Annotated in this window: 1 protein-coding gene; it reads left to right on the top strand. The window is 75.7% G+C overall.

Annotation, left to right across the window (positions count from 1 at the left end; translation table 11 throughout):
- The first annotated feature begins 17 nt into the window (after nt 1-17).
- Complete coding sequence (locus AB0F58_RS00560) at nt 18-14,294, top strand: type I polyketide synthase (RefSeq protein ID WP_357135849.1); 14,277 nt, start codon at nt 18-20, stop codon at nt 14,292-14,294.
- The last annotated feature ends 16 nt before the right edge of the window (nt 14,295-14,310 follow it).

Below are 14,310 nucleotides of genomic sequence, written 5' to 3'. Positions count from 1 at the left end.
AGTGAGGTGGGTCCACGGTGAGCAACGAGGACGAGAAGTACGTCGAGTACCTGAAGCGTACGACCTCGGAGCTGCGGCGTACCCGGCGGCGGCTGCGCGAGCTGGAGGCCCGGGAGTCCGAGCCCATCGCCATCGTGGCGATGAGCTGCCGGTACCCGGGCGGGGTCGACTCGCCCGAGCGGCTGTGGCAGCTCGTGCGCGACGGCGGCGACGGGATCGGCCCGTTCCCCGCCGACCGGGGCTGGGACCTCGACCGGCTCTTCCACCCCGACCCCGACCACCCCGGCACCAGCTATGTCCGGGAGGGCGGCTTCGTCTACGACGCCGGGGAGTTCGACGCCGACCTGTTCGGCATCAGCCCCCGCGAGGCGCTGGCCATGGACCCGCAGCAGCGGCTGCTGCTGGAGGCCTCCTGGGAGGCGTTCGAGCGGGCCGGGCTGCCGCTGCCGACCGTGCGGGGCAGCCGTACCGGGGTGTTCGTCGGGGCGGCCACGCACGGCTACGAGTCCGTGGTGGCGCAGGCGGAGAACGGCGAGGGGCACCTGCTCACCGGCAACGCCACCAGCGTCGTCTCCGGCCGGGTGGCGTACACCCTCGGCCTGGAGGGGCCGGCGGTCACCATCGACACCGCCTGCTCGGCCTCCCTCGTGGCGATCCACCTGGCCGCCCAGGGGCTGCGCAACGGCGACTGCGAACTCGCCCTCGCCGGCGGTGTGACGGTCATGCCCACCCCGGCGGTCTTCGTCGGCTTCTCCCGGCAGCGCGGCCTGGCCCCCGACGGCCGGTGCAAGGCGTTCGCCGCCGGAGCGGACGGCACCTCCTGGTCCGAGGGCGCCGGCATGCTGCTGCTCGCCCGTCTCTCCGACGCGCAACGTCTCGGCTACCCGGTCCTCGCCGTGATCCGGGGCAGCGCGGTCAACCAGGACGGCGCGTCCAACGGCCTGAGCGCCCCGCACGGCCCCTCCCAGGTGCGGGTCATCCGGCAGGCCCTCGCCAACGCCCGGCTCGGCACCGCCGACGTGGACGCCGTGGAGGCGCACGCCACCGGCACCCGGCTCGGCGACCCGATCGAGGCGCAGGCGCTGCTCGCCACGTACGGGCAGGACCGGGGCGAGGCCGCCCCGCTGCTGCTCGGCTCGATCAAGTCCAACATCGGGCACACCCAGGCCGCCGCCGGCGTCGCCGGTGTGATCAAGATGGTGCTGGCCATCCAGCACGGCGTCGTCCCGCCGACCCTGCACGTGGTCGAGCCGTCCCCGCACGTCGACTGGACGGCCGGGGCGGTCGCGCTCGCCACCGAGGCGACCCCCTGGCCGGCGGTGGACCGGCCGCGCCGGGCGGCGGTGTCGTCGTTCGGGGTGTCCGGCACGAACGCGCACGCCATCATCGAGCAGGCCCCGGTGCCGGAGGCCGCCGCGGACGGAGCGGCCCCCACCGACGAGCCGGCCCGCACCACCGACCGTCCGCTCGTCCCGGTGCTGCTCTCCGCCCGGTCCGCCGCCGCCGTCGCCGCCCAGGCCGGCCGCTGGGCCGCCTGGCTGGCCGACGCCGACCACGACACCCGTCCCCTCGACGTGGCCTTCTCGTCGGTGGTCTCCCGGACCGTGCTGGACCACCGCGCGGTGGTCGCCGCCACCGGACCCGACGACCTGGTGGCCGGGCTGCGCGCGTTGGCCAGCGGCTCGCCGGCCGGCAACGTCCTCACCGGTACGGGTGCCGCGCACGGCCAGCTCGCGGTGCTCTTCTCCGGCCAGGGCGCGCAGCGCGCCGGCATGGGCCGGGAACTGTACGGGACCTTCCCCGTCTTCGCGTCCGTGCTGGACGAGGTGTGCGGGCACCTGGACCGGGCGCTGCCGAAGCCGCTGAAGACGGTGCTGTTCGCCGGGGCGGGCACGCCCGAGGCGGAGTTGTTGGACCAGACGGTGTTCACGCAGGCCGGGTTGTTCGCGGTCGAGGTGGCGTTGTTCCGGCTCGTCGAGTCGTTCGGGGTCGTGCCGGACGTGGTGGGTGGTCACTCGATCGGTGAGGTCACCGCCGCGCACGTGGCCGGGGTGCTGTCGCTGGAGCACGCGTGTGCCCTCGTCGCGGCGCGGGGCCGGTTGATGCAGGCGCTGCCGACCGGCGGCGGGATGCTCGCGGTGGCCGCGCCGGAGGCGGAGGTGCGGGCCAGCCTGGACGGGCTGACCGACCGGCTGGGTATCGCCGCCGTGAACGGGCCGACGTCGGTGGTGGTGTCCGGGGCGGTCGAGGCGCTGGACGAGGTGGAGCGGACCTGGCGGGACCGGGGCGCGCGTACCCGTCGGCTGGCCGTCAGCCACGCGTTCCACAGCCCGCTGATGGAGCCGATGCTGGCGAAGTTCCGGGCGCTCCTCAGCCGGCTGACTTTCGCCGCGCCGGTGCTGCCGGTGGTGTCGAACCTGACCGGCGCGCTCGCCGACGGCGACGAGATCCGGTCGGTCGAGTACTGGGTGCGGCACGTGCGGGAGGCGGTGCGGTACGGCGACGGGATCGCGGCGGTGCGGGCGGCCGGGGTGGACACGTTCCTGGAGGTCGGTCCGCAGAGTGTGCTGACCGCGATGGCCGTCGACATCCTGTCGGGTGACGAGGGCGTGCTGTCGGTGTCGGCGCAGCGCAAGGACCGGTCGGAGGTTCAGGCCCTGCTGGCGGCTCTGGCGGAGTTGCACGTGCACGGGGTTCCGGTGACCTGGGGGTCCTGGTTCGCGGACACCGGTGCACGTCGGGTCGACCTGCCGACGTACGCCTTCCAGCACCAGCGCTACTGGCCCGAGGCCGGCGGCGCGGCGACCCCGTCGGACGAGCGCGCCGACGGCACCGAGGGCGACTTCTGGGCCGCCGTCGAACGCGGCGACCTGCCCGCCGTCGCGTCCCAGCTGGCCGTCCAGGACGACCCGGACGCCGTGGCGGCCCTCGCCCCGGCCGTACCGGTGCTCTCCTCGTGGCGTCGGGCCCGGCTGCGCGACGCCGTCGTGGACGCCTGGTCGTACTGGATCACCTGGGACCCGATCCGCCCCGCCCCCGTGCCGGCCCTGACGGGCCACTGGCTCCTCGTCACCCCCACCCCCACCCCTCTCCACGCCGATCATGGAGTTGTGGCGCCCGAGTCGGGTGGTATGTGGCTTTCGTCGCTGCCAGAAGTCCATGATCGCGGAGAGTGGGGCGGGGTCGCGGACGTGCTCCGGCGGGGCGGGGGGGACGTCGACGTCCTCCAGGTCACGGCCGGGGTGGGGCGTGCGGCGCTGGGCACGCTGCTGCGGGAACGCGGGGAGCAGGGCTGGACCGGCGTGCTCTGCCTGCTGCCCGAGCGGGACGAGCCGCTGCCCGACGCGCCCGCCGTCCCCGCCGGGACGGCGCTGCTGCTCAGCCTCGTCCAGGCCCTCGCCGACACCGGTCTGCCCGGCCGGCTGTGGTGCCTCACCCGGGGCGCCGTGGCCGTCGGCGGCGGCGAGACGGTCGCCGACCCGTATGCGGCGGCGGCCTGGGGCCTCGGCCGCGTGGTCGCCCTGGAACAGCCGGACCGCTGGGGTGGCCTGATCGACCTGCCCGCCGCCGAGCCCGCCCGGTCCGCCGGCACCGGCGCGAGCCGCGCCGGTCGCCTCGACCCGGCCGCCGGGGAGGCGTTGGTCGCCGTCCTCGCTGACGCCGGCCACGACCAGGTGGCGATCCGCCCGCAGGGCGTGCTCGAACGGCGGCTCGTCCCCGCCGTCGCGCCCGCCGGGGCGACCTGGCGGCCCGCCGGCACGGTGCTCGTCACCGGCGGGACCGGCGCGCTGGGCCGTCAGGTGGCCCGGTGGCTGCTGGCCAACGGCGCCGCCGAGGTGGTGCTCGCCTCCCGCCGTGGTCCGGACGCCCCCGGCACCGCCGAACTCCTCGACGAGCTGGCCGGACTCGGCGCGGCCCGGGTGGTCGCCTGCGACGTCACCGACGCCGACGCCGTCGCCGCCCTCGTCGCCGCCCTGCCCGCCCTGACCGCCGTCGTGCACACCGCCGGCGTGGTCGACGACGGCGTCCTCGACGGCCTCGATCCGGCCCGGATGCAGGCCGTCCTCGACGGCAAGGTCCGCGCCGCGCGGGTGCTGCACGAGGCCACCGCCGGGCGGAACCTCGACGCGTTCGTGCTCTTCTCCTCCCTCGCCGGCGTCGTCGGTAGCGCCGGGCAGGGCAACTACGCGGCGGCCAACGCGTACCTCGACGCGTTCGCCGCGTGGCGGCGCGGCCAGGGGCTGCCCGCCACCGCCATCGGCTGGGGCGCCTGGGCCGCCGAGGGCATGGCGGCGGCGACCGCCGCGCTGACCGCCCGGCTCACCCGGGGCGGTATCAACCCGCTGCCCGCCGCCGAGGCGGTCACCGCGCTGGGCCGGCTGGTCAACGCCGGTGACCCGGCGGTCACCGTCGCCGACGTCGACTGGGGACGCCTCGCCGCCGCCTGGGGCGGGCCGACCCCGCTGATCGCCGGGCTGCCCGGCGTGCCCGTCGGACAGGCCGGGCCGGTCCGTGCCGTCGTCGTCGGCCGGTCCCTGCCTCAGCTCACCGAGCTGGTCCGCACCCAGGTCGCCGCCGTGCTCGGCTATCCGGCCGGCCAGCCACTGCCCGACCGGACGTTCCGCGACCTCGGCTTCGACTCGCTCACCGCCGTCGAGCTGCGCAACCGGCTGACCGCCGAGACCGGCATGACCCTGCCCGCCACCCTCGTCTTCGACCACCCCACGGTCGGCGAACTCGCGGCCCACCTGCACGGCCTGACCGCCGGTCACACCCTGAGCGAGGTGGTCGCCGACGGTGCCGGTCTGCACCGGGAGCCCGTCGCGATCGTGGCGATGAGCTGCCGCTTCCCCGGCGGCGTGTCCTCGCCCGAGCAGCTGTGGGACCTCGTCGCGGCCGGCACCGACGCGATGACCCTGATGCCCGGCGAACGCGGCTGGGACCTCGCCGAGCTGTACCACCCCGACCCCGAGCACCTCGGCACCAGCTACGTCCGGGAGGGCGGCTTCGTCGCCGGGGCGGGCGAGTTCGACCCCACCTTCTTCGGCATCAGCCCCCGGGAGGCCGTCGCCATGGACCCGCAGCAGCGGTTGCTGCTGGAGTCCACCTGGGAGGCGTTCGAGCGGGCCCGGATCGACCCGACCGCGCTGCGCGGCAGCCGTACCGGCGTGTACGTCGGCACCAACGGGCAGGACTACGGCTCGCTGCTGATGGCCGCCGGGGACGTCGACGAGAACTACCTCGCCACCGGCGTCTCGGCCAGCGTCCTCGCCGGGCGGCTGGCGTACACCTTCGGGCTGCACGGCCCGGCCGTCACCGTCGACACGGCCTGCTCGTCGTCGCTGGTGGCCCTGCACCTCGCCGCGCAGGCCCTCCAGACGGGGGAGTGCGACCTGGCCCTGGCCGGCGGGGCCACCGTGATGGCCACCCCCGGCATCTTCGTCGGCTTCTCCCGGCAGCGCGGCCTCGCCGCCGACGGGCGGTGCAAGCCGTTCGCCGGTGCGGCCGACGGCACCGGCTGGGGCGAGGGCGTCGGCCTGCTGGTGCTCCAGCGGCTCTCCGACGCCCGCCGGGACGGCAACCCGGTCCTCGCCGTCGTGCGGGGCAGTGCCGTCAACCAGGACGGTGCGAGCAACGGGCTCACCGCCCCGAACGGCCCCGCCCAGCAGCGGGTCATCCGGCAGGCCCTCGCCAACGCCGGGCTCACCCCCGAGCAGGTCGACGCGGTCGAGGCGCACGGTACGGGCACCACCCTGGGCGACCCGATCGAGGCGCAGGCGCTGCTCGCCACGTACGGGCAGGACCGGCCCGAGGACCGTCCGCTCTGGCTGGGCTCGATCAAGTCGAACATCGGGCACACCCAGGCCGCCGCCGGTGTCGCCGGGATCATCAAGATGGTCCTCGCCATGCGGCACGGGGTCCTGCCCCGCACCCTGCACGTCGACGAGCCCACCCCGCACGTCGACTGGTCCGCCGGCCGCGTCGAGCTGCTCACCGAGGCCCGCCCCTGGGAGCCGGTCGACGGCGTCCGCCGGGTCGGGGTGTCCTCGTTCGGCATCAGCGGCACCAACGTGCACACCATCCTCGAATCGGTACCCGTGGAGGAGCCCGCGCCGCAACCGGCGGCCGACGGACCGGCCGACGAACTGCCCTGGGTGCTCTCCGGTCGTACCGCCGACGCCCTCGCCGACCGCGCCCGCGACCTGCGGGACCACCTGGAGGAGGCGCCGGACGCCGCGCTCGGTGACGTCGCCTGGTCGCTCGTCGCCAGTCGGTCGTCCCTCGATCACCGGGCGGTGGTCTTCGCCGCCGACCGGAGCGGGCTGGCCACGGCGTTGGACGGGCTCGCCGAGGGGCGGGCGGTGGAGGCGGTGACCGGGGTCGCGGGCGCGGCGGGCGAGGTGGCGTTCGTCTTCCCCGGTCAGGGTTCGCAGTGGGTGGGTATGGCGGCGGAGTTGATCGACGCCGCCCCCGTCTTCGCGGAGAAGCTGGCCGCGTGTGCGGAGGCGTTGCGTCCGTACACGGACTGGTCGTTGTTGGACGTGGTGCGGGGTGTGCCGGGTGCGCCGTCGTTGGAGCGGGTGGATGTGGTGCAGCCCGCCCTGTTCGCGGTGGGTGTGTCGCTGGCCGCGCTCTGGCAGTCGTACGGCGTTCGTCCGTCGGCGGTGGTGGGTCATTCGCAGGGTGAGATCGCTGCCGCGTGTGTCGCGGGGGCGTTGAGCCTGGACGACGCGGCGGCGGTGGTGGCGTTGCGCAGTCGGGTGATCGCGGGGATGGCGGGCGACGGTGGGATGGTGTCCGTCGCGACGACCGCCGAGGAGGTCACCGCGACGATCGACCGGTGGGACGGGCGGGTGGCTCTGGCGGCGGTGAACGGGCCGACGTCGGTTGTGGTGTCCGGGGACGTGGCTGCTCTGGACGAGTTGGTGGCGCACTACGAGTCCGCCGGGGTGCGGGTGCGTCGGGTGCCGGTGGACTACGCGTCGCACTCCGCGCACGTCGAGCCGCTGCGGGAGCAGCTGCTGGAACTGTTGGCGGGGGTGTCCCCGCGTACCGGCGACGTGCGGTTCTGGTCGACGGTGGTGGGGGACTGGCTGGACACCGCCGGTCTCGACGCCGGGTACTGGTTCCGGAACCTGCGGCAGACGGTCCGCTTCGACGATGCCGTGCGCAGTCTCGTGGCTGCCGGTTATTCCGCGTTCGTCGAGGTCAGCGCACATCCGGTGTTGACGATGGCGATGCAGGAGAGCGTGGAGCTGGTCGCGGCGGATCCTGCTGCGGTGACGGTGACCGGGAGTCTGCGTCGTGACGAGGGGGGTCTGGGTCGGTTCCATCGTGCGTTGGCGCAGGTGTACGCCGGGGGTGTGTCGGTGGACTGGCGGCCGGCGTTCGCCGGTCGGTCGGGACGTCTGGTCGACCTGCCCACGTACCCCTTCCAACGCCAGCTCTACTGGCCGCAGCCGTCCGCCGTGGCCGGAGCGACCGGTCCGGCCGCCCGCCCGATGGCCGACGACGAGGTGGACGCCCGGTTCTGGGCCGCCGTCGAGGCGGAGGACCTGACCGCCCTGACCACCGAACTCGCCGACGCCACCGACGCCGACCCGCTGCCCGAGGCGGCCTTCGCCGACGTGCTGCCCGTGCTCGCCGCCTGGCGACGCCGGCACCGCGACCAGGCCGCCGTCGACTCGTGGCGGTACCGCGACGCCTGGCTGCCCGTCGCCGAGGGCGACGAGCCGGCCGTCACCGGCACCTGGTGGCTCGTCACCGGCCCCGACGACACCACCGCCGACCAGGCCGCGTTCTGCCGGGACGCACTCGTTCGGCACGGCGCCACGGTCGTACCGGTGGTGCTGGACGCCGAGCGGACCGACCGCGCCGCCCTCGCGGCCCGGACCCGCGACCTCGCCGGGGCCGGGCCTGTCGCCGGGATCGTCTCCCTGCTCGCGCTCGACGAGACCCCGGCCCCCGCCCACCCGGCGGTCCCCGTCGGCTTCGCCGGCACCGTCACGCTGACGCAGGCCCTCGGTGACGCCGGTGTCCGGGCCCCGCTGTGGTGCCTCACCCGGGGCGCCGTCTCCACCGACACCGGCGACCCGCTGCCGCACCCCGTGCAGCAGCTCGCCTGGGGCTTCGGCCGGGTCGCCGCCCTCGAACACCCCGACCGTTGGGGCGGCCTGCTCGACCTGCCCGACGAGTGGGACGACGTGGCCGGGCGACGGCTCGTCCGTGTCCTCGCCGGCAGCGACGGCGAGGACCAGGTAGCGCTGCGGCGCGCGGGCACGTTCGCCCGCCGGCTGCTGCGCGCCCCGCTGGGCGACACCCCGGCCACCCGGACCTGGCGGCCCACCGGGACGGCCCTGGTCACCGGGGGCACCGGTGCCCTCGGCGGGCACGTGGCCCGCTGGCTGGCCGCCAACGGCGCGCCCCACCTGGTGCTGCTCAGCCGCCGCGGCCGGCAGGCCGAGGGCATCGCCGAGCTGGAGGCCGAGCTGGTCGGCCTGGGCGCGCGGGTCACCGTCGCCGCCTGCGACGCCGCCGACCGGGCGGCCCTCGCCGCCGTCATCGACGACCTGCCGGCCGAGCACCCGCTGACCACCGTCGTGCACACCGCCGCGGTGCTGGACGACTCCGTGATCAGCTCGCTCACCCTCGACCAGGCCGACCACGCGCTCGACGCCAAGGTCACCGCAGCGATCAACCTGCACGAGCTCACCCGTGACCGGGACCTCGACGCGTTCATCCTGTTCTCCGCCATGGCCGGCACCGTCGGCAGCTCCGGCGTCGGCAACTACGCCCCCGGCAACGCGTTCCTCAACGCCCTCGCCGAGCACCGGCGCGGCCTCGGACTGCCCGCCACGTCGATCGCCTGGGGTGCCTGGGGTGGTGGCGGCATGGCCGAGGGCGAGTTCGGGCGGATGCTGCACCGGCACGGCGCCCCCGAGATGCACCCGAGGCTCGCCGTCGCCGCGCTGCACCAGGCCGTCGAGCACGACGAGACGTTCCTGACCATCTCGAACATCGCCTGGGACCGCTTCTACGTCGCGTTCACCGCGACCCGCCCCGCGCCGCTGATCGCCGAGATCCCCGAGGCGCAGGCCCTCGCGGCCACCAAGGGTCAGGCCGAGGCGAAGGAGGCCGACGAGGCCGGCCCCGCCGCCACCCTGGCCCGGATGAGCGCCGCCGAGCGTCAGCAGGCCCTGCTCGACCTGGTCCGCGACCAGGCGGCCACGGTCCTCAAGTACGCCGGCGGTCAGGCCGTCGACCCGCACCACGCCTTCCGGGACCTCGGCTTCGACTCGGTGACCGCCGTCGAGCTGCGCAACCGGCTCGCCACCGCCACCGGGCTGCGGCTGCCGGTGACCCTCGTCTTCGACTACCCCACCCCGACCGTGCTCGCCCGGCACCTGCACGACGAACTGGGTGGCGGGGCCGAGGTGGCCGTCGCCGCCGCCCCGGTGACCCTCTCCGACGACGAGCCCGTCGCCATCGTCGCCATGTCCTGCCGGTTCCCCGGCGGCGCCAACGACCCCGAGCGGTTCTGGCAGCTGCTGCACGACGGCCGCGACGCCGTCTCCGACCTGCCGGGCGACCGGGGATGGAACATCGACCGGCTGTACGACCCCGACCCCTATTCCACCGGCACCTCCTACGTCCGCAGCGGCGCCTTCCTGTACGACGTGGCGGACTTCGACCCCGCGTTCTTCGGCATCTCGCCCCGTGAGGCGGTGGCGATGGACCCGCAGCAGCGGTTGCTGCTGGAGACGTCCTGGGAGGCGATCGAGCGGGCAGGGGTTGACCCGGGGGCGTTGCGGGGTTCGCGAACAGGGGTGTTCGTGGGCACGAACGGCCAGGACTATGGGGCCCTGTTGGTGATGTCCACGGACGAGGTGGAGGGATTCGGGGCGACGGGGAACGCCGCGAGTGTCTTGTCCGGTCGGGTGTCGTACGCGTTGGGGTTGGAGGGGCCGGCGGTGTCGGTGGACACGGCGTGTTCGTCGTCCCTCGTCGCGCTGCACCTGGCGGTGGAGGCGCTGCGGCGGGGCGAGTGTGATCTTGCCCTGGCCGGCGGCGTCACCGTGATGGCGACGCCGGGCCTGTTCGTGGAGTTCTCCCGGCAGCGCGGGCTGGCAACCGACGGGCGGTGCAAGGCGTTCGCGTCGGCGGCCGACGGCACCGGCTGGGGCGAGGGCGTCGGCATCCTGCTGGTGGAGCGGCTGGCCGACGCGCGGCGCAACGGCCACCCGGTGCTGGCGGTGGTACGCGGCTCGGCCGTCAACCAGGACGGCGCGTCGAACGGGCTGACCGCCCCGAACGGCCCCTCCCAGCAGCGGGTCATCCGACAGGCCCTGACCAGCGCCCGGCTCTCCACGGCCGACGTGGACGTGCTGGAGGCGCACGGCACCGGCACCACCCTGGGTGACCCGATCGAGGCGCAGGCGCTCATCGCCACGTACGGGCAGGACCGGGACGTGCCCCTGTTGTTGGGGTCGGTGAAGTCGAACATCGGGCACACCCAGGCGGCTGCCGGGGTGGCGGGTGTGATCAAGATGGTGCTGGCGATGCGGGCGGGTGTGGTGCCGGCGACGTTGCACGTGGACGCCCCGTCGCCGCACATCGACTGGTCGGCCGGTGCGGTGGAGCTGGCGACGGAGGCGACTCCGTGGCCGGCGGTGGACCGGCCGCGTCGGGCGGCGGTGTCGTCGTTCGGCATCTCCGGCACCAACGCCCACGTGATCATCGAGCAGGCCGACGAGGTCGAGCTGCCGGTGGACGCCGCTGCGGGCCTGGTGGTCTCGGACGCGCTGGTGTGGCCGCTGTCGGCGCGGTCGACGGCGGCCCTGGCCGGTCAGGCGGCCCGGCTGGCGCGGTACCTCCGCGAGTACGACGGACTCGACCCGGCGGCGGTCGGCTGGTCCCTGGCCACCACCCGCGCGGTCTTCGACCAGCGCGCGGCCGTGGTCGGGACGACCGTCGAGGAGCTGCTGTCCGGGCTGGACGCCCTGGCGGCCGGCGCGCCGGCGGGCAACACGGTGACGGGCACGGTGTCCGGCCACGGTGCCGGTGCGGTGTTCGTCTTCCCGGGCCAGGGGGCGCAGTCGGCGCGGATGGCCGCCGGCCTGGTGGGTCGTACGCCGGTGTTCGACGACCGCCTCGCCGAGTGCCAGCGGGCGCTGGCGCCCCACCTCGACGTGGACCTGGTCACCGTGCTGACCGGGGACGACGAGTCGTGGCTGGACCGGGTGGAGGTCGTCCAGCCGGTGCTGTGGGCGGTGGGTGTCGCCCTGGCGGCGCTCTGGCGGCACGCGGGGGTGGTCCCGCAGGCGGTGATCGGTCACTCGCAGGGTGAGATCGGCGCGGCCTGCGTCGCCGGGATCCTGTCGCTGGAGGACGCGGCCAAGACCGTCGCGCTGCGGTCGCGGGCCCTGGCGGTACTGCGCGGTACGGGTGCGATGGCGTCGGTGGACCTCTCCGCCGACGCCGTCGCCGAGCGGCTGCCCGCCTTCCCCGGGGTCGGGGTGGCGGCCGTCAACGGTCCGTCGACCGTGGTCGTCTCCGGGCCGCCCCAGCCGGTCGCCGACCTGGTCGGCGCCTGCCAGGCCGACGGCGTCCGCGCCCGGCTGATCCCGGTGGACTACGCGTCGCACTCTCCGGCCGTCCAGGAGGTCGCCGAGCAGCTCCGCACCGACCTGGCCGACGTCACCCCGCAGGCCGGGCACACCCGCCTCGTGTCGACCCTGACCGGGGACTGGGTGGTGCCGGAGACGATGGACGCGGCCTACTGGTACGACAACCTGCGGCAGACGGTGCTGTTCGACACCGCCGTCCGCGCCGCGATCGACGCCGGGCACACCACGTTCGTCGAGATCTCCCCGCACCCGGTGCTGACCTTGCCGGTCACCGCGATCCTCGACGACACCGGCACGGCCGGGCACACGCTGGGCAGCCTGCGCCGGGGCGACGACGACCCCACCCGCCTACTGACCAACCTGGCCACCGCGCACGCCATCGGCCTGCCGGTCGACCTGGCGAGGGTCCTCGCCCGGACGCCGACGGTCGACCTGCCCACGTACGCCTTCGACCGGTCCCGGTTCTGGCCGGGCCGGGCCGACGGGCCGGCGGGGGCCACCGACCCGACGCCGAACGGCGTCGACGCCGCGTTCTGGGCGGCCGTCGAACAGGAGGACCTGGCGGCGCTCGCGGACCTCACCGCACAGAACGCCACCGAGTCGCTGGAGCGGCTGGGCGCCGCCCTGCCCCTGCTCGCCTCCTGGCGACGTCAGCAGCGGGACCGGTCCGCCCTGGACGACCTGCGGTACCGCAGCGTCTGGCAGCCGTACCCGGGCACGCCGGTCAGCTTCCTCCCCGGCGCCTGGTGGGTCGTCGCCGACGAGCAGCGCGCGGCCGAGGGCGAGGCCGCCGTGGCCGAGCTGACCCAGCGGGGTGCCGACGCCCGGCTGGTGCTGCTGCCGGAGGAGCCGACCGACCGGGCGGCCGTCGCCGGGCACCTGACGGCAGCGACCCGGACCGACGACGGCGGGCGCGCGCCGGTGGACGGCGTGCTGTCCCTGCTCGCGCTCGCCGACGCCCCGGTCGACGACACCCAGCCGGTACCGCCCTTCCTGGCCCGGTCCCTCGCCCTGGTGCAGGCGCTCGGTGACCTCGACGTGGCCGCCCCGCTCTGGTGTGTCACCCGGGGAGCCGCCGGCACCACGCGGGGCGCCACCCCGACCCGGCCGGAGCAGTCGCTGCTCTGGGGCCTCGGGCGGGTCGTCGCCCTCGAACACCCGGAGCGCTGGGGCGGGCTGGTCGACGTGCCGGCCACCCTCGACGGCCACGGCTGGGACCTGCTCTGCGCCGTGCTGGCCGGTCTCGACGGCGAGGACCAGGTCGCGGTCGACGGTGCCACCATCCTGGTCCGCCGGCTGGTGCGGGCGCCCGGTGGCGCCGAGGCCCCCGACGAGCCCGACCACCCCGGCACGACGCTGGTCACCGGCGGCACCGGTGCCCTCGGCGCGGAGGTGGCCCGCTGGCTCGCCGCCCGGGGCGCCGAGCACCTGCTGCTGGCCAGCCGCCGGGGACCGGACGCCCCCGGCGCGGCCGACCTGGTCCGGGAGCTGACCGACGCCGGCGCGCGGGTGACCGTCGTCGCCTGCGACGTGGCCGACCGGGCCGCGCTGGCGAAGCTGCTCGCCGAGGTGCCCGCCGACGCGCCCCTGACCGGGGTGGTGCACGCGGCCGGCGTCCTCGACGACGGTGTCCTCGACGGCCTCACCGCCGACCGGATCGCCGTCGTCCTGCGGCCCAAGGTGCTCGGCGCGCTGCACCTGCACGAGCTGACCGCCGACCTGCCGCTGCGCGCGTTCGTGCTCTTCTCCGCCATGGTCGGTCAGCTCGGCGCGGCCGGGCAGGGCAGCTACGCCGCCGCCAACGCCTACCTCGACGCGCTCGCCGAGCAGCGGCACCGGCAGGGCCTGCCGGCCACCTCGATCGCCTGGGGCCCCTGGGCGGCGGGCGGGATGGCCGCCGCCGACCAGGCCGTAGAGGAGCGGCGCCGCCGCACCGGCGTGGCCCGCCTCGACACCACCACCGCGTTCGCCGCGCTCACCCGCTGCCTGGCCCAGCGCGAACCGGCGACGCTGGTGGCCGGCATCGACTGGGCGCGGTACGTGCCCGGGTTCGTCGCCGTGCGGCCCAGCCCACTGCTCACCGGCGTCGCCGAGGCGCAGCGGGCCGCCGCCGAGCGGGCCGAGGAGGCCGGGTCCTCCGCCGAGTCCCTCGCCGCCCTGCTCGCCGGGCAGACCGACGCCGAGCGGCGCAGGACCCTCCTCGACCTGGTACGCGGCCAGGCCGCCGCCGTGCTCGGGCACGCCTCGGCGGACGCGGTCGGGCCCGACCGGGCGTTCCGGGAGCTCGGCTTCGACTCGCTCACCGCGGTCGAGCTGCGCAACCGGTTGAGCGCGGCGACGGGCGTGCGGCTGCCCGCCACGGTCGTCTTCGACTACCCGACCGCCGCCGGCCTCGCCGAGTACGTCCGGGCGGCCATCGTCGACGGCGGCGTGGTCGGCGTGGCACCGGTCTTCGGGGAGCTGGACAGGTTGGAAGCGGCGCTGGCCGGCTCGGCGCCGGACCGCAGCGCCCGGATTCGGATCACCGAGCGGCTGCGGGCGTTGCTGGTCTCCCTCAACGAGGCCGACGCTCCGGCGGGCGGCGGGGAGGCCGTCGCCGAGAAGCTCCAGGACGCCACACCCGACGAGGTCTTCGACTTCATCGACCGGGAGCTGGGGGTGTCCTGACGTGATCGCTGCGTGC

The organism is Micromonospora sp. NPDC023956 (genome assembly GCF_040639195.1).
Lineage (GTDB): Bacteria > Actinomycetota > Actinomycetes > Mycobacteriales > Micromonosporaceae > Micromonospora.
Note: the sequence above shows the minus strand (reverse complement) of the source record. Positions and strands in the feature narration are given on the sequence as shown.